Source organism: Candidatus Methylomirabilota bacterium (assembly GCA_036001065.1).
GTDB lineage: Bacteria > Methylomirabilota > Methylomirabilia > Rokubacteriales > CSP1-6 > MNEF01.
In genome coordinates this window covers 1-19,804 of sequence record DASYUQ010000207.1, presented here as the reverse complement: position 1 = coordinate 19,804, position 19,804 = coordinate 1, and the positions used below count along the sequence as shown (strand labels likewise).

Here is a 19,804-nt window from a genome sequence, read left to right as displayed (position 1 = left end):
CCCTTCATTCGCTCCATCGACGGCGCTCCGGAGAAAGGGGCCTCCCGCCTCCTGATCCCGGGGATCTTCGATGGGGAGCATCGCTTCGTGATAGAACCCCTACCCAATGGCCAGGTGCGGGTTCAGCAAAGCGAGCGGTGCCGTGGCGTCCTGGTTCCGCTGTTCCGGGGCAGCCTTGATCGAGATACCAAGCGCGGGTTCCAGGAAATGAACGTCGCCCTCAAGCGGCAGGCGGAGTGGTGCCGAACGTGAAGGTGCGGTAGGGTTTCCAGAGCATGCGAATCGCCACCTGGAACGTCAACTCCCTGAAAGCCCGGCTCGAGAAGGTCACGTGGTGGCTCGAGCGGGCCAAGCCCGACGTGCTGCTGATGCAGGAGACGAAGCTCGCCGACGCCGACGCCCCCGGCGACGCTTTCCGCAGCGCCGGCTACGAGCTGGCGCACCACGGCGAGGGCCGCTGGAACGGCGTGGCCATCGCCAGCCGCGTCGGCATCGGCGATGTCGTCACGAACTTCGGCGAGCCGCTACGCCCCTCGGCGACGCCTGACATTCCGGACGACGAGCCGCTGGCCGAGGCGCGGATGATCTCGGCGGTGTGCGGCGGCATCCGCGTGGTGAGCCTGTACGCGCCGAACGGGCGAGCCGTCGGCTCGCCCTTCTACCAGGCCAAGCTCGTCTGGTTCGACCGCCTGGCCCGCTGGCTCGCCGCCGCGGCCGATCCCGAGCAGCCGCTCGTTCTGGGGGGCGACTTCAACGTCGCCCCCGAAGACGCGGACGTCTGGGACCCGGCGGCGTGCCATGGAGGAACCCACGTCTCCGAGCCCGAGCGGCTCGCGCTCGGGAGGCTCTGTGCCTGGGGCCTGGTCGACGCGTACCGTCTGCACCATCGGGAGCCGGGCCGCTACACCTGGTGGGACTACCGCGCCGGGAACTTCCACAAGAACTTCGGGATGCGGATCGATCACCTGCTCGTCACCGCGTGTGTCGCCAAGCGAACGATGTGGGCCGAGATCGACCGTGAGGCTCGAAAGGGAAAGCCGATCCCCTCCGACCACGCCCCGCTCGTGATCGACCTCGATCAGCCGGGACACCCCTTCGATGCCGGCTGGACGGGGGCCGACGAGCGGACCGCCGCCCGACGGGCGCATTGAGCGCGAGCTTCTCCGCGCTCACGCCCGACCGCGTCCTCGATGCGGTGGAGGTCGGGGGATTGCGCTCCACCGGCCGCTGCCTGCCGCTCCGCGCGTTCGAGAACCGCGTCTACGAGGTGGAGCTTGAGGACGAGCGCCGGCTGGTCGTGAAGTTCTACCGGCCGGGGCGCTGGTCGCGCGAGACGATCCTCGACGAGCATGCCTTCCTCGCCGAGCTGGCCGCCGCCGAGCTCCCGGCCGTGCCGCCGTTGGACCTCGGCACGGGCTCCACGCTGTCCGAGATCGACGGGATCCTCTACGCCGCCTTCCCCAAGGTGCGCGGGCGGACGCTCGACGAGCTGGACGACGAGCGCTTGCGGCAGATCGGGCGGCTCATTGGGCGCATGCACGCCGTGGGGGCCGCGCGGGACGCGGCGCATCGCCCGCGCCTCACCGTGGAGCGGTACGTCCACGAGCCGCTCGACGTGCTCCTGTCGGGTGGCGTCCTGCGCGAGCCGATGGCCGGGCGCTACCGTGACCTCGCCCTGCGGATCGCCGATGCCGTGGCCAAGCCGCTGGCCCGGGCGCGGGCCCAGCGCATCCACGGCGATCTCCACTGGGGAAATGTCGTCTGGGGCGCCGACGGTCCCATCCTGCTCGACTTCGACGACTGCCTGGTGGGCCCGCCCGTCCAGGACCTCTGGCTCCTCTCGCTCGGCGACTCCGAGCAGGCCCGACGGGGGCGCGCGCAGCTCCTGGAGGGCTACGAGATCTTCCGCGAGTTCGATCGGTCCACGCTGGCCGTCTGCGAGCCGCTGCGCGCGCTCCGCATCATCTACATGTCGGCGTGGATCGCCCGGCGCTGGGACGACGCGTCGTTCCGGAGCGGCTTCCCCGCCTTCGGAACCGACGGCTACTGGGCGGCGGAGTACGAGGCGCTCTTCAACATCTTCGAGTCGCTGGCCGGCCAGACATAGCCCCTCACTTCATGTGGCGGTGGAAGAAGTCGATGGCCACGTCGATGGCCTTCTCCTGCATCGCGTCCACGGCGTAGGCGCCATCGGCGCCGCGGACGGGGAACAGGTAGCCGTGCACCGGATGGTCGTAGGAGACCCACTCCGCCTGCTTACCCTCCTCCCGCAGCAGGTCGTAGCTGACGCGGAAGATACCCTGCAGGTGATCGTCCTCGCGTCCCAGGACCAGGATCGGCGTGCGGATCGTGCGGATGCGTTCCCGGGCGACCTTCTCGTTGATGCGCGCCCTCACCTTGGCCACCTGGCGCATCTGCATCTCCTCGATGTCGCGCAGCTGGGTCTCGGGCTTCACGCGGGCCGTCTCGTCGGGGGTGAGGTCGAGGAACTCGTGGTTGGCGGGCTCGCAGGCCACGCCGGCGGCGACGCCGTGGTACTCGCTGGTGAGCTTGAAGATCATCTCCCCGCCGTGGCTCACCCCCGCCAGCCCGACGCGGTTCGGATCCACGAAGGGCAGCGTCTTGACGTACTTGACGACGTCGATCTCGTCCTCGTACTCCAGCGGTGAGCGGTTGAGGAGCTGCCGCCCCTGGCGGATGTCCTCCACCAGCCGGCCGCCCTTGTGGTAGCCGAGCTCCACCTCGGCGCGGTACCGCAGCCAGGCCACGGCGTAGCCCGCCCTCAAGAGCCGCTCCATGATGTAGCCGCGGTTGCGCACCGCCTCGCGGACCCAGGGCATTCCCCCACCGCCGTTACCCGAGGCCAGGAGCACGATCGGGACGCGTCCCTGGCCCGGCGGCCGCCTCAGGCCGATGGGGGCATAGAGCCCGTCGAGCGTGGGGACGTACATGAGGTGCACGGGGATGTCCGAGCCCGGAACGGGCTCGGTCAGGACGACGTGGTCCGGGTCGACGGCGGGGCGCGCGCTCATGGCTCTCCTCCCGTATGGTGTCCGGCGTCCTTCTCCATCGCCCACCGGGCGGCGGCTGTCAATCCCCAGAGACCCGAGCGGCCCGATCTGCTTTGCTATGATCGTTACGTCTTGGTGCTCTTCCTCGTGCTGCTCACGATCGTTCAGGTAGGCTGCATCACCGCGCCTGCGCCCCCGTCCCTGCGCAAGGAGGCGACGCCCGAGGCCCGCGCCCAGGCATATGTCGACCTCGGCCAGGCGCTCATCGCCCGCGGCGAGATGGCCGCGGCGGCGACGGCGCTGCGCGAGGCGTTGCGGCTTCGGCCCGACCTGCTCCAGGCCCGCTCGAGCCTCGGGCTCGCCCTCTACGGGATGGGGGACCTCGATGCCGCGGTCGACGAGCTGCGGGCGACCCTGCACCGGCAGCCCGACGCCGTCCAGGCGCGCCTCACCCTGGCCTCGGCGCTCGTGGCCAAGCAGGAGTGGGAAGCGGCGCGCCTCGAACTCGAGCACGTCTTGAAGACGCACCCCGACCTCCTCCAGGCGCACTACAGCCTGGGGGTCGTGCGCTATGCGCAGGGGGATCTCGACGGGTCGATCGAGGCGTACCGGCGCGTCCTCGCGGGTGACCCGCAGCACCAGGACGCGCGCTACAACCTGGCGCTCATGCTGAAGCTGGCGCACCGGGAGACGGAGGCCGCGCCCGAGTTCCTCGCCGCCGCGCGGGCAGGGCACGCGCGGGCGCAGTATTTCGCCGGCACCGCCTACGCCGGGGGCCTGGGGGTCGAGCGCAATGTCGCCACGGCCATCATGTGGTGGTTCCGGGCCGCCGAGCAGGGGGTGACGCAGGCGCACGAAGCGCTCGCGCAGTTGCGGCAGGTGGCGCTGGGGCGGGGACGGCGCGGGGCGGCTGATCGCCAGGCCGTCGAACAGGCGTTCCGCGAATACCGGACGGAGCTCTGGAGGGACTTCCCGGACCTCCCGGCGAACGGCCATGACACGGTGGGCGGCGCGCTGCTTCGGCAGGGACGCATCCGGGAGGCGGTGCCGATGTTGATCCGTGAGGCCTCCGCGTTGAGCGAGCCGGCTCAGCAGCTGCTCGAGACGCTCTACGAGCAGGGCGTCGAGGGACACCTGCCCGCCCACGATGCTCGGATCCTCGACTACCTCGAGGGCGCGGCCGCCGAGGGTCTGCGCCCGCGGACCCGCTAGGGAACTCGCGATTCCCGTCCGGGCACTCACGGGCGCGCTGATCGGGCTCGCCGCAACCCTCCTGGCGCTGGGCGTGGCCACTCTGGGCGGCGCGGGCGTCACAGCGCTCGAGTGGTCCGTCTACGACCGCTGGGTTCGTGTGCGGGAGCCGGTGCCGGTCAGCTCCGCCCTGCTGGTCGTCGTCCGCGATCCGGCCAGCGAGGCCCGATTCGGCACGGGCGCCTGGGACCGCGTGATACTCGCCCGGGTCATCACCAGCCTCTCCCGCGCCGGCGCCGCCGCCATCGGCGTCGACGCTTCGATCGGGCAGTCGAGCGCGCCAGGCCGTGGGGGCGCGTCGAGCGACGCGCTGTTCAGCCAGGCGACCACGCTGGCCGACAATGTCGTCTACCCGATCGCGCTCGAGCCGACCGGGGCGCCGGCGCCGACGGACCCGGCGTTCCCACCCCACGCGTCCTGGCCGCCACTCTCCCAGGTCCCAGCGGGGGTGCCGGCAGTACGACCGTTCGGCGGGCCCCGGCTGGGGCTCGCCCAGCACGCCAAGGCCATCGGCCACACCTTCACTCCGGTCGATCCCGACGGCGTCGTGCGCAGGGTGCCGCTCTTCGTCCGACTCGGCGACCGCGCGGTCCCGGCGCTCGGCCTCGCGCTGGCGAGCGTTTTCGCGAACGCGCGGGCGGATCAGATCGTCGTCGAGGGCCGTGAGGTGTCGGTCCCAGGGTCGGGCCGGATCCCCGTCGATGGACGCGGCCGGGCCCTCGTCGGCTACGTTGCGCCGGAGCGGCTCAAGCGCGTGCCATTCCTCGAGATCTGGACGGCGATCGACGAGCGGCGGGTGGACACGCTCCAGCGCCTGGTCGAAGACAAAATCGTGCTCGTCCTCGCCGGGCCGGCCCTTGAGCCGCACCGCACGCCGGTCGGCCTCATGTCCGACGCCGAGATCCAGGCCCAGCTCTTGAACACCGCGCTGGCCGGGTCGTGGCGGAGAGAGATGCCCGTCGGCTGGACGCTGCTCGGCACGCTGGCCGCCGCCGGGCTGATGGCATGGGCGTGCCTGGCGCTGCGCTGGTGGCAGGGGCTGGCCGGCGTTGCCGCCCTGGCCTCCGGCTATGCCGGCCTTCTGCGGTTTTCGCCGCCGCTGACCGGTGTCCTGCTGCCGGTGTTCCTGCCGCTCGCAGCGGTGATCGTGGCCGGCGCCGTCGGCCTGCTGTGGAACCAGCTCGGGTCGGCCTATCGCGTTCGGCACCTCGAAAGCGAGATGGAAGGCATCCGGGAGGCGCTGGTGCGCCAGGAGTCCACCGTCGAGACGCTGGAGGAGGACCTCGAGGCGGCCCGGACGGCCGTGGCGCGATCGTCCGGCGCCGAGCGCGAGCTGCTCCGGACGGCGGATGCGTTACGGGCGCAGCTTGAGGAGGCCCGGCAGCAGGAGGAGCAGACGCGAAGCCGGCTGCGCGACCTGGAGCGCGAGCTGCGAGCCGCCGATCCCCGACCGGGGCGGCTCGACGACGCCGAGCAGGAGCGACTGCGACGCCAGTGCGCGGAGCTCGGCATCATCACCCGCGATCCCGTCGTGCTGGCGCTGTTCCGGGACCTCGCCAAGGCGGCGCGCTCGTCCCTGCCCATCCTCATCGGCGGCGAGCCGGGGACGGGCAAGGAGCTGTTCGCCCGGGCGGCGCACCGCCTGAGCCCGCGGGCCGGCGGACCGTTCGTCGCGGTCAACACGGCGGCCATCCCGCCCGAGCTGTTCGAGAGCGAGCTCTTCGGCCACGTGAAGGGCAGCTTCACGGGCGCGGTCGGGGAGCGGAAAGGATACTTCGAGCAGGCGGACCGGGGAACGATCTTCCTGGACGAGATCGGCGAGCTGCGGGCCGACCACCAGAGCAAGCTGCTTCGCGTCCTTCAAGAAAAGACCTTCTACCGGGTCGGGGCCACGCGCCCCACCGCGGTGGACGTGCGGGTGGTTACCGCGAGCAACCGGGACCTCGAGCACGGCATCGCCGAGGGCTGGTTCCGCGAGGATCTCTACTTCCGGTTGAAGGGCCTCGTCCTCCGGCTGCCCCCGCTCCGGGAGCGGCGGCACGATATCGCGCCGCTGGCCGCGGGTTTCATGGAGGATGCTGCCGCCGAAGCCGGGCGGCGCGTCACCCTGTCCGAGGCCGCCCTGCTGGCTCTCGAGCGGCACGACTGGCCCGGCAACGTAAGGGAGCTGCAGCATTGCCTCCGGCAGGCCGTGGCGCTGGCGGAAGGCGGAGTCCTCACGCCCGAGGACTTGCGGTTGGCACGGCCGATCGATGCCAAGGTCGAAGCCGGCGGCGACACGGCGGTGCTGGCCTGCCTGCGGCAAAATCGGTTCGACATGCAGGCGACCGCGCGGGCCCTGGGGTGGGACCGGAGCACGGTGACTCAACGACTCAAAGGTCTGGGCTTTCGCGCGTTGGTGGAAGCGGGCGGCGACCGGGCGAAGGCCGCCCTGGCACTGGCCGGCGACCCGGCGCTCGTCCGCTCCGTGGAGCTGAAGCTCGGCGAGTATCACGAGCACCTGCTGAGGGCCGTCGAGGGATTCGACTGCGCCGAGGCGGCCGTCGCCGCGTGTCGGCGGCGCTTCAAGAACCTGCCCGAGCGCCACTTCCGCTCGCTCGATCTCCTGGTTCGCCAGCACTTCGAGCGCCATCCGCCGACCGCGCGCGTCTGACAAGATGGGGGGCCCCGACATGGCCCCCCATACCCCCCAGCGCTCGGGGCGCCACGGCTCCGCCGGGGCGCCCCTCGACGACCCGACAGGCTCCCTGAGCCCCCACCGCCGATGCGGGGCCCCACGCGGGGATGCGGGGCCGTCCCCGCGACCGCGCGCGCTCGGCGTCGGCCCAAGTCCGCGAAACGATTCGTTCCGCGCCGGCAGCCGGTGTGGCTCGCCCGTTGCTCTTCTCTTCCGGCCAAGGAGGAAACAGCCATGGTCGACACCGGGCAACAGGCAACAGGGATCGCGAGTGGGAAGGGGCTGGTGGCGCTGCTCGTCGGGGTTCTCCTGATGGTCGTCGCCGGCACGGTGGCAGCGTACTGGGCCCGTTCGAAGGGCGCGGAGGCCGCCAAGCCGCGCGCCGTCGCGGCCGCCCCCGCCGGGGCGCCGACGACCGCCCCGGCCGCGGCGCCGGCCGCCTCCCGGGCCGTGGCGACGGCGCCGAGGGGCGCCGAGGTCACGCACGCCGACGTCTACTTCGACTTCAAGAGCACCCGGCTCCGGGCCGACGCGGTCCGTCTGCTCGAGGAAAAGGCTGCGCTCATGGACCGAGCCGATACCTGGGCGGTGCTCGTGCAGGGCTACGCCGACCGTCAGGGGCCGCCCGAGTACAACAAGGGGTTGGCCAGGCGCCGCGCCGAGGCGGTCAAGCAGTTCCTGGTCGAGCTGGGCGTCCCCGAGGCCTCGGTCAAGGTCGTCACCATCGGCCAGGATGGCTCCGTGTGCGACGAGCTCCGCCCCGAGTGCCAGCGGCTCAACCGACGGGTGCACCTCGAGATCCGGAAGCTCGCCCGCGCGTCGGCCGCGCCTGCCCGGGCGGTGACCGCGCACGACGAGAAGCTCGACCGGGGCTCGAACGGCGCCGCTCTCCCCTGACCGGCCGGTGAGGAGTCGACGATGAGACGTCTCCGGAACGGTGCCCTGCTGGTGCTCCTGATCGTCGTCATGGCCCTGCCCGCGGGCCCGGCCGCGGGCCAGGGCGGGGACGCGGGCGCGCGTCCCCGTCGCGTCACCGAAGGCACGCTGCTCTGGCGGACGGCCGGGCAGCAGACGCCCGGCCCGGCGCCGGTGCTGGACACAGACGTCGAGATGCGCGTCACCGGGATGGTCCTGCGCGCCACGGTCCGCCACGAGTTCCTCAATCCCAGCAGCGAGTGGGCCGAGGGTCTGTACGTCTTCCCGCTGCCGGACGACGCCGCCGTGGACCACCTGCGCATGCGGGTCGGCGAGCGGCTCATCGAAGGGGTCATCCAGGAGCGCGCGGCGGCCAAGACGACCTACGAGCACGCCAAGCAGGAGGGCAAACGCGCGAGCCTCGTCGAGCAGGAGCGGCCGAACATCTTCACCACCTCGATCGCCAACATCCCACCCGGCGCGGCGATCGTGGTCGAGATCGAATACCAGCAGGCCGTCCGCTACGACGCCGGGCAGTTCCGGCTGCGCTTCCCGATGGTCGTGGGCCCCCGCTACATCCCGGGGGTGCCGGCGCCGACGGACGGTGGTCCGGGATGGGCGGCGGACACGGACGCCGTGCCGGACGCCTCGCGGATCACTCCGCCGGTCCAGCGCCCGGACCGAGGGCCGATCAACCCGGTCAGCCTGCGCATCGAGCTCGACGCCGGCGTGCCGCTGGCGGGGCTCGAATCCCCCTATCACCGGATCCACACGACCCCGCTGAGCGCCGGTCGGTACGAGATCACGCTCGATCAGTTCAGCGTCCCCGCCGATCGGGACTTCGAGCTGGTGTGGCAGCCCGTGGCGGGGGCGGCGCCGGCGGCCGTCCTGCTCACAGAGTCCAAGGGCGACGAGGTGTACGCGCTGTTGATGGTGATGCCGCCGGGGCCGACCGTCCTCGAGCGGCGGCTGCCGCGCGAGGCGATCTTCGTCATCGACACCTCGGGCTCGATGGAGGGCGCGTCCATCGAGCAGGCCAAGGCCGCGCTGAAGCTCGCGCTGACACGGCTCGGGCCCACGGACACCTTCAACGTCGTGCGCTTCAACCACCAGACCGATCGCCTGTTCCCGGGCGCCCGGCCCGCGAGCCCGCAGAACGTGCGGGAGGCGGAACGGTACGTGGACCGCATCCGGGCCCAGGGCGGAACCGAGATGCTGCCGGCCCTCCTGAGCGCGCTCGACGGCCAGGAGGAGTCCGGCCGGCTGCGCCAGGTCATCTTCCTGACGGACGGCGCGGTCGGCAACGAGGGGCAGCTCTTCGAGGCCATCCGGGAGCGCTTGGGGGGAAGCCGCCTGTTCACCATCGGCATCGGCTCCGCCCCCAACAGCCACTTCATGCGGGAGGCCGCCCGGCTGGGCCGCGGGACGTTCACCTACATCGGCAGCCCGGCCGAGGTGCAGCAGAAGATGATCGCGCTCTTCCGAAAGCTGGAGTCGCCGGCGCTGACCGACGTGCGCCTCGACCTTGCCAGCATCGACGCCGAGGTCCTGCCCGCTCGGATTCCCGACCTCTACCTCGGCGAGCCGGTGCTGGTCGCCCTCAAGGCCCGGACGTTGCCGTCACACGCGGTGCTGCATGGCCGCTTCGGAGCGAGTGAGTGGGAGCACGAGCTGGCGCTCCACCGGGCGGCCGACGGCGCGGGACTGTCGGTGCAGTGGGCGCGGGCGAAGATCGCCGAGCTCATGGACCAGCGACGCGCCGGCGCGCCGGACGACGACATCCGACACGCCGTGATCGCCGTCGCCCTCACCCATCATCTGGTCAGCGCTTACACCAGTCTCGTCGCGGTCGACGTCACCCCCGTCCGGCCCCCAGACGCGCGCCTCCACCCGCACGCGCTCAAGACCAGCCTTCCGGCCGGGTGGGACTACCACGCGGTCTTCGGGTTGGGTCAGGGGGCGAGCGCCGGACCGCTCCACGTCGTGCTCGGCCTTGGCGCGCTGCTGCTCGCGACCGCGCTCGGCATCTGTCGGCGGCTCGACCTCACGTTCGCCCGGCCGAGACGGGCCGGCATGCGAGGTAGGGCGCTTCGCGTCGCGATCGTGACCGTCCTGGTCGGGCTCGGGGTCGGGCAGCTCGGCCAGGGCGCGTGGATCTCCCTCAAGGCCCGGGCGGCCCAGCACCTGCTGCAGCGGGCGTGGGCGCGGACACTCGCGGGCGAGCCGGAGGCAAAGCCCTGGCCCTGGGCCGACACGTGGCCGGTGGCGAGGTTGCAGGCGCCGGCCCACGGCGTCGATCTCATCGTCCTGGCCGGCGTGAGCGGCCGCACGCTGGCGTTCGGGCCCGGCCACGCGCCGGGCAGCCCCCCGCCGGGTCTGCCCGGCGTGGCGATCGTGACGGGACACCGCGATACCCACTTCCGCTTTCTCAAACGCGTGCAGCCGGGCGACGAGATCCTCGTGGAGGCGCCGGGCCGTCCCCGCTCACGGTTTCGCGTGCGAGAGGTGACGGTGGTTCACTCGGGCTCCGCTGTCATCCGGAGCGGAGATGGCCCGGCCGCCCTGGTGTTGCTGACCTGCTACCCGTTCGACGCCGTCAGACCCGGAGGCCCGCTGCGCTACGTGGTGACGGCGGACGCATCGGCCGAAAAGAGCGAGTGATACACTCTCTCGAGTGGAGGGGTGGCGGCCATGCATTGGCTGAGGCCTTCGGTCTCGATGTCACGGCTCGGGCTAGCTGCTCTGCTCTCGCTCGTCGTCGTCTTGCCGGGATGCGCGGCGCGGGCGAAGCCTCTGGCGGTGGGACCCGGCGCGACGGATGACGGACGGCGCATCGCCGTGGAGCGCGGGGGAATACGCGCGACGGTGACGGTGGATGCGTGGAAGTACGAACCCAGAGACCTGGACCGTGCGCTCCTGCCGTTCTATCTCGTGGTGGAGAACGTTACGTCCCGTCCGGTGCGGCTCCCGCCGGAACGCATCACGCTCACGGACTCCACGCGGCGCCAGTGGAGCTTCCTGACGCCGGAGCAGGCGCACCACCTCGCCCTGAGCGGCCGGGGGGGATGGGGAGGCGGCCCGCTCTTCTCCATCGGAGTTGGCGGTGGCAGCGGGGGCGTGGGCGGCGGCGTCGGGGTCGGCGTCCCGGTCGGCGGAGGGTACTCAGCGTACGCCGAGGTGCTGACGCGGGCATTTCGGGGTGGCGAGATCGCCGCCGGTAGCCGGATGGAAGGGTTCCTGTATTTCCCGCCGCTCGATCCGGACGTCACGCGATTCACGGTGACGCTCTCCCCCGACGGTAAAGACGAGCTCTCCCTCGAATTCGCGATGGAGAAGCGATAGGCGCGCGCGCTGCAGCGCGCGACCCCTCGCTGAGGCGCGCGGCACCATCCCGCTGCGGACCTCCTCCTCGACCATGCGCCAGATCTCGTCCACGCACGCGAGCAGGGCCGGCTGGCGCTTCACGGAGAGCGGGCGGGGGCGCGGGATGTCCACCCGAATGGTGGCCTTCACCACCGCTGGGCGCGCCGAGAAGACCACCACGCGGTCGGCCAGGTACACTGCTTCGTCGATCTGGTGCGTGATGAAGAGCACCCTCTTGCGCTGCTCGGACGGGTCAGAGGACGGCAACGTCGACGGCCTGGCCGAGGGCGGCGCTCCGGGCCACGGCCTCGGTGAACTCCATGTAGCGCACGCCGTCCTCGAACGTCGTGCGCGAGACCTGCTCGTGCCCGCGGATCGCGTTGACGAACTCCTCCTCGACGCGCCAGCCGATCCGCCGCTCGGCGGGGATCGGGACCTCCCGGAGCTCGCGATCGCCGCGCCGTCCGCCCCAGAGGCGCCTGGCGTCGGCCTCGAGTCGGAGCGTGCCGTCGGTCCCGAAGATCCAGACCTCGCTCGGCGGCGCCAGGGCCGTCACCGCGCTGAACCGGAGGTGGGCGACGGCGCCGCCCGCCAGCGTGGCCAGGATGTCGACGTGATCAGGGACCCGCACCTCGTGCCAGGTGCCGCCGGCGTCGCGGCGCCGCGGGACCGCGACCTTCGTCACCGCCATCACCCGGCGCGCGGGGCCCAGCCAGCGCATCATCGCCTCGTACCAGATGCCCATGTTGAGGATGTTGAGCCCGCTGACCGAAGCGTCGTGGCGCCAGTGTAGCGGCTCCTCCGGCTCGACGAAGCGACCCTGGGCCGCCTGGAGCTCGATGGCGAGCACCCCGCCCACGTAGCCCTCGGCCAGGAGCGCCTGGAGGGTCGCATCCACCTCGAGCGTATGGGGCGCCGGAACGAGCTGGGCGACCAGGTGCGGCGCCCGGCGCGCGGCGTCCAGCATGCGCCACCCCTCGGCGGCGTTCATGGCCATGCGGGCCTCGCAGAGGACGTGCTTGCCCTGCGCGAGCGCGGCCAGCGTGATCTCGCAATGCATGTAGGGCCAGGTCCCGATGCAGACCGCGTCGACGTCGCCGGCGCGCACGAGGTCACGCCAGTCCTCGTACACCGTGGTGATGCCGAACTCGCGCGCGACGCGCGCGCCCGACTCTTTGGTGCGGTTGGCGACCGCGACCAGCTCGATGCCGGGCAGCGCCCGGAACCCCGGGATGTGCCGGCTACGAGTGTTCTTGCCGGCACCCACGAAACCCACGCGGATGGTCCGGTCGGTCATGGCGCGCCATGGTAACACCGCGGGACGTATCCGGAGGAGCGCACGCGATGAACCCCTTGCTCCCCAGGAGGGCGCCAGGCGCCGCCTGCTGAGCGACGGGGGCGCGAACGTGCGCCAGATCCTCGGCCGTCCGGGCGAGGTCTGGGCGCCGGAGTCCGGCGTTGACCGGCTCGTCGTCTATCGAACGAAATGACCGGACGGGGCGGCATGGCTTCTCGCCTGACCCCGACGATCGCCGCGACGTGATCGACTATCTGGAGAGGACAGGCGCGGTATCGGAGCGCAATCTGTCGTCCTGGGCGATGTCCCCCGGTCAGGCGCTGAACACGCTGGTCACCTGACTGTCGAAGCGCACACCCACGCGCTGGCCGACATCGAGCGTGCGGCCAGGATCGATTTGCACCCGGACCCGTGACCCGTCGTCGAGCGTCACGTGGCAGTCGATGACGTTGCCGAGGAAGGTCACGTCCGCCACCTTGCCGGGGATGGTTCCCGGGGCCTCCGCCGTCGAACCCGGAGCCAGCGCGATGAGATGGAGGCTCTCGGGACGAACGGCGACCTGCACGGTCTGTCCCTCGGCCGTGCCCGGGGGCAGCGCGAGGCCGATCGGATGGCTACCGCCCACCGCCACGAGGCTTTCGTCGCCGGCGGCCCGGATCACCCGACCGGGAATCAGGTTCACCAGACCCATGAAGTCCGCGACCGTCTTGTTGGCCGGGCGCGTGTACACCTCGCGGGGCCCGCCGAGCTGCATCACCTCGCCCTGGTGCATCACCGCGATCCGGTCGGACAACGCCATGGCCTCCGACTGGTCGTGGGTGACGTAGACGAAGGTGATCCCGGTGCGCCGCTGGAGATCCTTCAGCTCCCAGCGCATCCGCTCGCGGAGCTTGGCATCGAGGTTCGAGAGCGGCTCGTCGAGGAGCAGGATGCCCGGCTCGACCACGAGGCTGCGGGCCAGGGCCACGCGCTGCTGCTGGCCGCCGCTGAGCTGGCTCGGATAGCGCTGGTCGAGCCCCGAGAGGTTGACCGACTCGAGAATTCGCGCGACCCGCGCCCGGATCTCGCCCTTGCCGACCTTGCGGGCCTCGAGGCCGAAGGCGACGTTCTGGTACACCGTCTTGTGGGGCCAGATGGCGTAGTTCTGGAACACCATCCCCATGCCCCGCCGCTCGGGCGGGACGACCCCGGCCGGAGTGGAGAGCGTGGCCGCGCCCACGCGGATCGCGCCCTCGTCCGGCGCCATGAAGCCCGCGATCAGACGGAGGAGCGTGGTCTTGCCGCAGCCGCTCGGCCCGAGCAGCGTGACGAACTCGCGGTCGCGGATCTCGAGGCTCAGGTCCCGCACGGCCGTCACCGCGCCGAACCGCTTGGTCACCCGCTCGATCTGGATGCCGGCCATCAGTCGGTCACCGGGACAGGGGCCGCGCAGCCCGAGGCCCTACGGCGCGAACATCTCCTGCAGGACAGCGAGCGTCTTACCCAGTGTTGCCGGCGCGAGCCGCCCCACCCGCCGCAGAAGCCGTTCGTGATCAACGGTGCGGATCTGGTCGACGACGACAGAGCCGGCCTTACCACCAAAGCGGCATGGAACACGGAAGGGGTATGGATGACCCCCGGTTGTCAGCGGGGCAACGATGAGCGTGCGGAGATGAGCGTTCAGCTCATCGGGGGACACGACGACGCAGGGCCTCGTCTTGCGGATTTCGCCGCCCCGGGTGGGATTGAGGTCGACGAGGAAGACCTCGCCGCGCCTGCCCCCTACGGGCGCTACCACTTCCAATCCTTGTCGTCGAATCGTGTGGGCGTCGGTCCCGCCACGAGCCGGTCTTCGGCCCTTTGCCGCATCCGCTTCGCCGCCTCGGCCCACCCGGAACGGGGCCGCGCCGCGCGCATGATGATGAGAGCGCCCTCCCTGACGCGGACCTCCACCTCCTCGGTGAGACCGGCTTCCTCGATGAGAGGCTTGGGCAGGCGAATCCCCCGCGAATTACCGATGCGCACCAGCCGAGCCTTCATTCGGGGACCCCTCCGGTGTGGCTACAATGTAGGCACAGTGGCGCGTTGAGTCAAGCCGGACGCCGGCTGCGCCCCCGGTCAGCGGCCGGAGCGCGAAGTTAGGCGGTCAATCACAACCTCTCCCTATCTCGTCAGCGCCACTAGCGGCCGCGCGGCCTGCCGCGCCCTGTTACGCGGGCTGGTGATACCCGCCGCCACGTTACGTCTCCGGACCGAGCCGATGCCGGCCATCACTGGCTCACCGCAGCCCGCTCGACGCGCGGCATCCCGGCGCCGGCGGCGCCCCGGCCGAGCCGGGTGGCCAGGACGATGGCCGCGGTGATGATCAGCATGGTGACGATCGCCAGCGCCGCCACCGGCTCCAGGGCTCCGGTCTCGTAGAGGTTGTACACCGCGACGGCGAGGGTGATCGACCCGGAGCTGAAGAGCAGGATGGACGCGCTCAGCTCCTGGAGCGCCGGGACGAAGACGAGGAGCCAGCCGGCGAAGAGCCCCGGGCGGGCCAGCGGCAGGGTGACGCTCCTGAACGTGCGCAGCCAGCCGGCGCCGGTGACCCGCGCCGTCTCCTCCAGCGACGCATCGATCTGGCGGAACGCGGCGTTGGCCGAGCGCACGCCCAGCGGCACGTAGCGCCCGGTGTAGGCCAGCAGGATGATCAGGAGCGTGCCGTAGATCGGGAGCGGCACCCGGAGCCAGAACTGGATGAGGGCCACGGCGACCACGATGCCCGGCAGGCCCAGCGGGATGAGCGAGGCGTAGTCGAGGAGCTTCCGGCCCCGGAGCGCGGTCCGGAGATCGATCCAGCCGACCAGGCTCCCCAGCAGGACGGCCAGCGTGGCCGTCGCGCTGGCCAGGAGCAGGCTGTTCCAGATGGCGCGGCGAGTGACGTCGTACTCGAACAGGACGAAGCGGTAGTGCTGGAGCGTGAGGTTCTGCCAGAACTGGAGCCCCCACGACTTGCTCACCGATACGGCGAGCAGGGTCAGGTACGGCGCCGCCACCGCCACCGTGAAGACGCCCACGCAGAAGGCGAAGACGCCCCACCGGGCCGGGCCGAGGTCGACGAGCTGCGGCCGGCTGCCCTTGCCTCCGAGCGTCACGTACGAGCGCTTGGCCAGATAGCGACGCTGCAGGTAGAGGGCCACGACGGTGATGGCGACGAAGATCAACGACATCGCCGAGGCCAGCCCGTACTGCGGAGGATAGTCGAAGAGGGCGTAGATGCGGGTCGGCAGCGTGAAGACCCGACCGGGCAGGCCGATGATCGCCTGCGATCCGAAGAGCGCGATCGCGTTCACGAAGGCGATCAGCGCGCCGGAGAGGACGGCCGGCGCCACCAGGGGGACGGTGACCGCCGCCACCGTGCGCCAGCGGCTCGCGCCCAGGATCTGGGCCGACTCCTCCATGGACGCATCGACCGACTCCAGCGCGCTGGCAGCCAGCAGGTACACGAAGGGAAACGTGTGGGGCACGGTGACCAGGACCAGCCCGGCCATCGAGAAGACGTTGAAGGTCAGCGCGGGCGCGCCCAGCACGTCGCGGACGAAGCGGTTGACCAGGCCCGCGTTGGGACCGAAGAGGTTGACGAAGGCGATCGCGGTCAGGAAAGGCGGCGTCACGTACGAGACGACCGCCGTCAGGTGGACGAAGCGCTTGGCAGGTGTGTTCGTTCGGCTCACCGCCCAGGCCAGCGGCAGGCCGACGGCGACGCTCAGCGCCGCCGTCCAGAGACCGAGGACGAGGGAGTTACGGAGCGCCTGGACGTAGAGCCGGCTTCCCAGCGCCTCGCTGAAGTGCACGAGCGTTGGGCGGCCGTCGGCGGTCATGCTGCCCCAGACCAGGAAGGTCAGGGGCAGCACGACCAGGACGGCCAGGGCCAGGACCGCGACGGCCATGACCACGTGCTCGACCCGGACAGACCGACGCGAGGCCAGGCTCGGCGTCGGCGCCGTCAGCACGTGGGCCATGGCGCTGATTGACTACGCCTGGGCCTTGATGACGTACCCGTAGCGCAGGTTGCTGCGGACACCGCCGGCCTTCTCGTACTCCTCCTTCATCCTGGCAATGCGATCGGTCGCCAGGGCCGTGCGCCGTTTTCCCGAGTTGTCCGACCCGACCGGATTCCTATAGCGATCTGTCGCTGTGCTTCACTTCGAGATTCTGACCAGGGTCACGGCATTGACCAAGCTGTTGGCCAGCACGAAGTTGCTGTCCGGCGTGACCGAGGTGTTGCGCACGATGTTGCCGCCACCCGGGATCGCCCAACTCTGAAACTTTTCGGTCTTGGGATCGAAGCGCACGACCGAATTCGGGGTCGTTCCGGACTCGCTGTACCAGATGACGTCGTTGATCGCCGAGATGCCGCAGGGCTCGGACTTCGGCCCGCTCGGAGAGCGCCACTCGGTCACCGTGCCGGTGGCGGGATCGAGACGTCCCAGATAGCCGCGCGAGAAATCGCTGTACCACACGATGTCGTCGCTGGTGATCGTGAGACGCCGGGGGCGGGACGCCGGATCCGGCAATACGTAATCACGAATTCCCAGCGTCTTCGGATCGACACTCGCCACCTTATTGATACCGAACAGGACGATGAAAACAGTGCCCTTCGAATTCACCGCCATGCCATAGGGGCGCGACTTCGGCGTCGGCGGCGTAAGCAGCTTGATCTCGCCCGTCTTGGGGTCGAGCCGCCCCACCCGGTTGGAATTCTGCGCCGTGAACCAGAGGATTCCGCTCTGGTCGAAGATCAGAGTGTGCGGATCCTTGACGGCCGGGTCCGGCATCTTGTACTCGGTGACCGCGCCAGTCTTGGGATCGAGCTTGCCGATCAACGCTCCGGTGTTGCCGGTGTACCAGATCTTGCCGTCCTTGTCCTCGTCCAGACCATGAGGTCCGGAGTGAGGCGTCGTGAGGGGATATTCCCTGATCTTGCCGGTCTTCGGATCGACCCGGCCGAGCACGTTGTTCATCTGGCCCGTGTACCAGAGCGATCCGTCCCTCGCCGCCAGCGGATCGTGCGGCCGCGACCCGGGCGTGGGCACCTGCCACTCCTTCATCGAGACCTTGGCGGGACCAGGGATCACCACGCCGGCGGGCTTGCCCTTCTCCGGGAAGTTCTTGGTCAGGTACTCCGTCATCGTGCCCACCTCATCCGCTGACATGGCCACTCCGTGATTGGCCATCATCCGCATGACGGTGGTCCAGCCCTTGGCTGTATATCCGGCGCCAAGGCGCGCGTGGAACGCGTGGCAGCTACTGCACTTGGCCGCAACCAGGTCCCTGCCCTTTCCTTCGGGCAACTCTTGACTCCAGGCGGGAAGTGCCCCGCACAGCAGAGCGGCGATGATCAAGGATAAAAGCAGTCCCATGGTGTTCCCTCCTCACGCCGCGCCGAGGGTAGCGCCAAGGCATCGACAGGGCAAGGTGCTACAGTATCGGCCGTCGTGACCGCCCGTCGTCTCGCGCTCCTCGGCTTGCTGTTCGCGGGCTGCACCGTCGCGCCCGCGACAGCGCCGATCGCGGTGCCGAACGTGGGCGGCATGTGGGCCGGGACCTGGGGCGATACACCGCTGACGCTCGTCATCACGGACCAGCGGGACGACGCGGGCTCCGGATCCGGCGTCTACGTCGGCTCGTGGCTCGTGCTCGGCGGGCGGACGCCGGGTCTCAGCGGCGTCATGAGCTACTTCACGCGCGGCGATCAGGTGTCGGTGAACGTGCAGGGACGGTTCGCCGCACTGAACGGTGGCCTGGCCCTCATCGTCGATTCCGCGGCGCCCGACGGCGCCCAGCAGTTGCTGTTGAACCGGGTCGAACCGAACCAGATGCTCGGATCCGGAACGTCGAAGTTCAGCTGGGGCCCGCAAGGCCCCGTCGAGTTGAAACGGATACCGGCAACCCGCTGAGAGGAGGCTCGCGGCCATGATCCGACGGCCGATCGTCCTGCCCGCCCTCACCATCACGCTGTGGCTCCTCGCAAGGTTGCTGGCTTCCTCGGCGGCGACCTCGGAGTCGTCCGCCCCGCGCGTCGAGGTCGATCCGTTCTGGCCCAAGCCTCTGCCCAACAACTGGCTCATGGGGCAAGCGGCCGGCGTGGCCACCGACCGGCGCGATCACGTCTGGGTGATCCAGCGCCCGAAGTCGCTCACCGAGGACGAACGGGGCGCCACGTTGAATCCGCCGCGCTCGCGCTGCTGTGCGCCGGCGCCGCCCGTGCTCGAGTTCGACGCCGACGGCGTCCTCATCCAGTCGTGGGGCGGACCGGGCACCGGCTACTCGTGGCCCGAGAACGAGCACGGCATCTTCGTGGACGGGAAGGACAACGTCTGGATCGCCGGCAACGGCCCGAAGGACGGTCAGATCCTCAAGTTCACCCGCGACGGCAAGTTCCTCATGAAGATCGGCGAGCCCGGCGTCGTCGGCAACGACGCCGACACGCGGCACCTCAACCGGCCCGCCAACATGGTGCTCGACCCGGCCACCAACGAGCTGTTCGTCGCCGACGGCTACGGCAACCACCGCGTGATCGTCTTCGACGGCGACACCGGCGCCTACAAGCGACACTGGAGCGCGAACGGCCGGCCGCCCGGCGACACCAGCGTGAAGCCCTTCGGCAACCCCGTCCACTGCGTGCGCCTCTCGCGCGATGGCTTGCTCTACGTCTGCGACCGGAAGAACAACCGCATCCAGGTCTTCGGCAAGGACGGCACGTTCGTGAAGGAGTTCATCGTTGCCCCCGAGACGCACGGCAACGGGTCGACGTGGGACGTGGATCTCTCCGCAGACGCGAAGCAGACCTATCTCTACAACGCCGACGGCGAGAACAACCACGTGTGGATGCTCGGGCGCGAGAGTGGCCGCATCCTCGGAACCTTCGGGCGCAACGGCCGCGGCCCCGGTCAGTTCCACTGGATCCACAACCTCGCGGTCGACAGCAAGGGCAACATTTACACGACCGAGGTGGATACCGGGAAGCGCGCGCAGAAATTTATCGTGCGCTGATGCCTGGCACTTCGCGTGCAGAGCCTCCGACGCCCTGGAGGTGACGTATGAAGAGAGTCGTCTGGCTCGCGTTCGCGAACGAACTTCGTGGAAACGTCTTCGTGTGCGAGGAACGATGCCCGGTGAAGATTGCGCCATGATGGCCGGCCGACGAAGTTTCGGTGACGAGGACGCCCCTACCCGCCTTGAGGTATCTTCAGCGTCATGCCACCAGCGCCCGAAGGCCTCGACCCGTCCATCACGACGCGCGCGATCACGTTCGAAGCCGAC

The 19,804-nt window shown here is 70.4% G+C and carries 17 protein-coding genes and 1 pseudogene; 10 read left to right on the top strand and 8 right to left on the bottom strand.

Annotated elements, in window-relative coordinates; translation table 11 throughout:
- The 3 genes from VGV13_20030 to VGV13_20020 all read left to right on the top strand — a co-directional run.
- The coding region (locus VGV13_20030) for an SRPBCC domain-containing protein (protein ID HEV8643374.1) at positions 1-252 on the top strand (252 nt) is incomplete at its 5' end.
- Between the two features lie 23 nt (positions 253-275).
- Positions 276-1,151: an exodeoxyribonuclease III gene (locus VGV13_20025; GenBank protein HEV8643373.1), complete on the top strand. Its 876-nt coding sequence runs from the start codon at positions 276-278 to the stop codon at positions 1,149-1,151.
- The gene (locus VGV13_20020) at positions 1,148-2,107 is read left to right on the top strand and encodes a serine/threonine protein kinase (protein ID HEV8643372.1); all 960 of its coding nucleotides are present in this window, start codon (positions 1,148-1,150) and stop codon (positions 2,105-2,107) included. Before VGV13_20025 ends, VGV13_20020 begins: the two co-directional genes overlap by 4 nt.
- 4 nt (positions 2,108-2,111) lie before the next feature.
- On the opposite strand, the gene VGV13_20015 is transcribed toward VGV13_20020, so the two are convergent.
- Positions 2,112-3,032: an acyl-CoA thioester hydrolase/BAAT C-terminal domain-containing protein gene (locus VGV13_20015; protein ID HEV8643371.1), complete on the bottom strand. Its 921-nt coding sequence runs from the start codon at positions 3,030-3,032 to the stop codon at positions 2,112-2,114.
- A 114-nt stretch (positions 3,033-3,146) separates the two neighbouring features.
- Here VGV13_20015 and VGV13_20010 point away from each other — a divergent pair, with 114 nt between their 5' ends.
- From VGV13_20010 to VGV13_19990, 5 genes are all read left to right on the top strand, one after another.
- Entirely contained in the window at positions 3,147-4,223 is a 1,077-nt protein-coding gene (locus tag VGV13_20010; protein HEV8643370.1) for a tetratricopeptide repeat protein, read from the top strand.
- Between the two features lie 73 nt (positions 4,224-4,296).
- A complete protein-coding gene (locus VGV13_20005) occupies positions 4,297-6,915 on the top strand; it encodes a sigma 54-interacting transcriptional regulator (protein ID HEV8643369.1) in 2,619 nt (872 codons plus the stop codon).
- A gap of 258 nt (positions 6,916-7,173) precedes the next feature.
- Positions 7,174-7,836, top strand: a complete 663-nt coding sequence (locus tag VGV13_20000; GenBank protein ID HEV8643368.1) for an OmpA family protein — start codon at positions 7,174-7,176, stop codon at positions 7,834-7,836.
- Between the two features lie 21 nt (positions 7,837-7,857).
- Entirely contained in the window at positions 7,858-10,515 is a 2,658-nt protein-coding gene (locus tag VGV13_19995; GenBank protein HEV8643367.1) for a marine proteobacterial sortase target protein, read from the top strand.
- A gap of 57 nt (positions 10,516-10,572) precedes the next feature.
- Positions 10,573-11,196 (top strand): hypothetical protein, encoded by a 624-nt coding sequence (locus VGV13_19990; GenBank protein ID HEV8643366.1) that lies wholly within the window; start codon positions 10,573-10,575, stop codon positions 11,194-11,196.
- A gap of 117 nt (positions 11,197-11,313) precedes the next feature.
- On the opposite strand, the pseudogene VGV13_19985 reads toward VGV13_19990, so the two are convergent.
- From VGV13_19985 to VGV13_19955, 7 genes and pseudogenes are all read right to left on the bottom strand, one after another.
- A pseudogene (locus VGV13_19985) lies at positions 11,314-11,448 on the bottom strand (ABC transporter ATP-binding protein).
- A gap of 22 nt (positions 11,449-11,470) precedes the next feature.
- Positions 11,471-12,514: a Gfo/Idh/MocA family oxidoreductase gene (locus VGV13_19980; GenBank protein ID HEV8643365.1), complete on the bottom strand. Its 1,044-nt coding sequence runs from the start codon at positions 12,512-12,514 to the stop codon at positions 11,471-11,473.
- 313 nt (positions 12,515-12,827) lie between these two features.
- On the bottom strand, positions 12,828-13,916 hold the full coding sequence (locus VGV13_19975; GenBank protein ID HEV8643364.1) for an ABC transporter ATP-binding protein: 1,089 nt from the start codon (positions 13,914-13,916) through the stop codon (positions 12,828-12,830).
- Positions 13,917-13,955: 39 nt separating this feature from the next.
- Positions 13,956-14,291 carry a type II toxin-antitoxin system PemK/MazF family toxin gene (locus VGV13_19970; protein HEV8643363.1) on the bottom strand — a complete coding sequence of 112 codons (336 nt, stop codon included), beginning with the start codon at positions 14,289-14,291 and terminating at the stop codon, positions 13,956-13,958.
- A complete protein-coding gene (locus VGV13_19965; protein ID HEV8643362.1) occupies positions 14,285-14,533 on the bottom strand; it encodes an AbrB/MazE/SpoVT family DNA-binding domain-containing protein in 249 nt (82 codons plus the stop codon). The genes VGV13_19970 and VGV13_19965 overlap by 7 nt, the downstream gene beginning before the upstream one ends.
- 230 nt (positions 14,534-14,763) lie before the next feature.
- Positions 14,764-16,500, bottom strand: a complete 1,737-nt coding sequence (locus VGV13_19960) for an iron ABC transporter permease (GenBank protein ID HEV8643361.1) — start codon at positions 16,498-16,500, stop codon at positions 14,764-14,766.
- Positions 16,501-16,680: 180 nt separating this feature from the next.
- Positions 16,681-17,901, bottom strand: a complete 1,221-nt coding sequence (locus tag VGV13_19955; protein ID HEV8643360.1) for a cytochrome C — start codon at positions 17,899-17,901, stop codon at positions 16,681-16,683.
- Positions 17,902-17,976: 75 nt separating this feature from the next.
- On the opposite strand from VGV13_19955, the gene VGV13_19950 reads away from it, so the two are divergent.
- Positions 17,977-18,438 carry a hypothetical protein gene (locus VGV13_19950; GenBank protein HEV8643359.1) on the top strand — a complete coding sequence of 154 codons (462 nt, stop codon included), beginning with the start codon at positions 17,977-17,979 and terminating at the stop codon, positions 18,436-18,438.
- A 16-nt stretch (positions 18,439-18,454) separates the two neighbouring features.
- Positions 18,455-19,534 carry a hypothetical protein gene (locus VGV13_19945; GenBank protein HEV8643358.1) on the top strand — a complete coding sequence of 360 codons (1,080 nt, stop codon included), beginning with the start codon at positions 18,455-18,457 and terminating at the stop codon, positions 19,532-19,534.
- Positions 19,535-19,804: the final 270 nt, after the last annotated feature.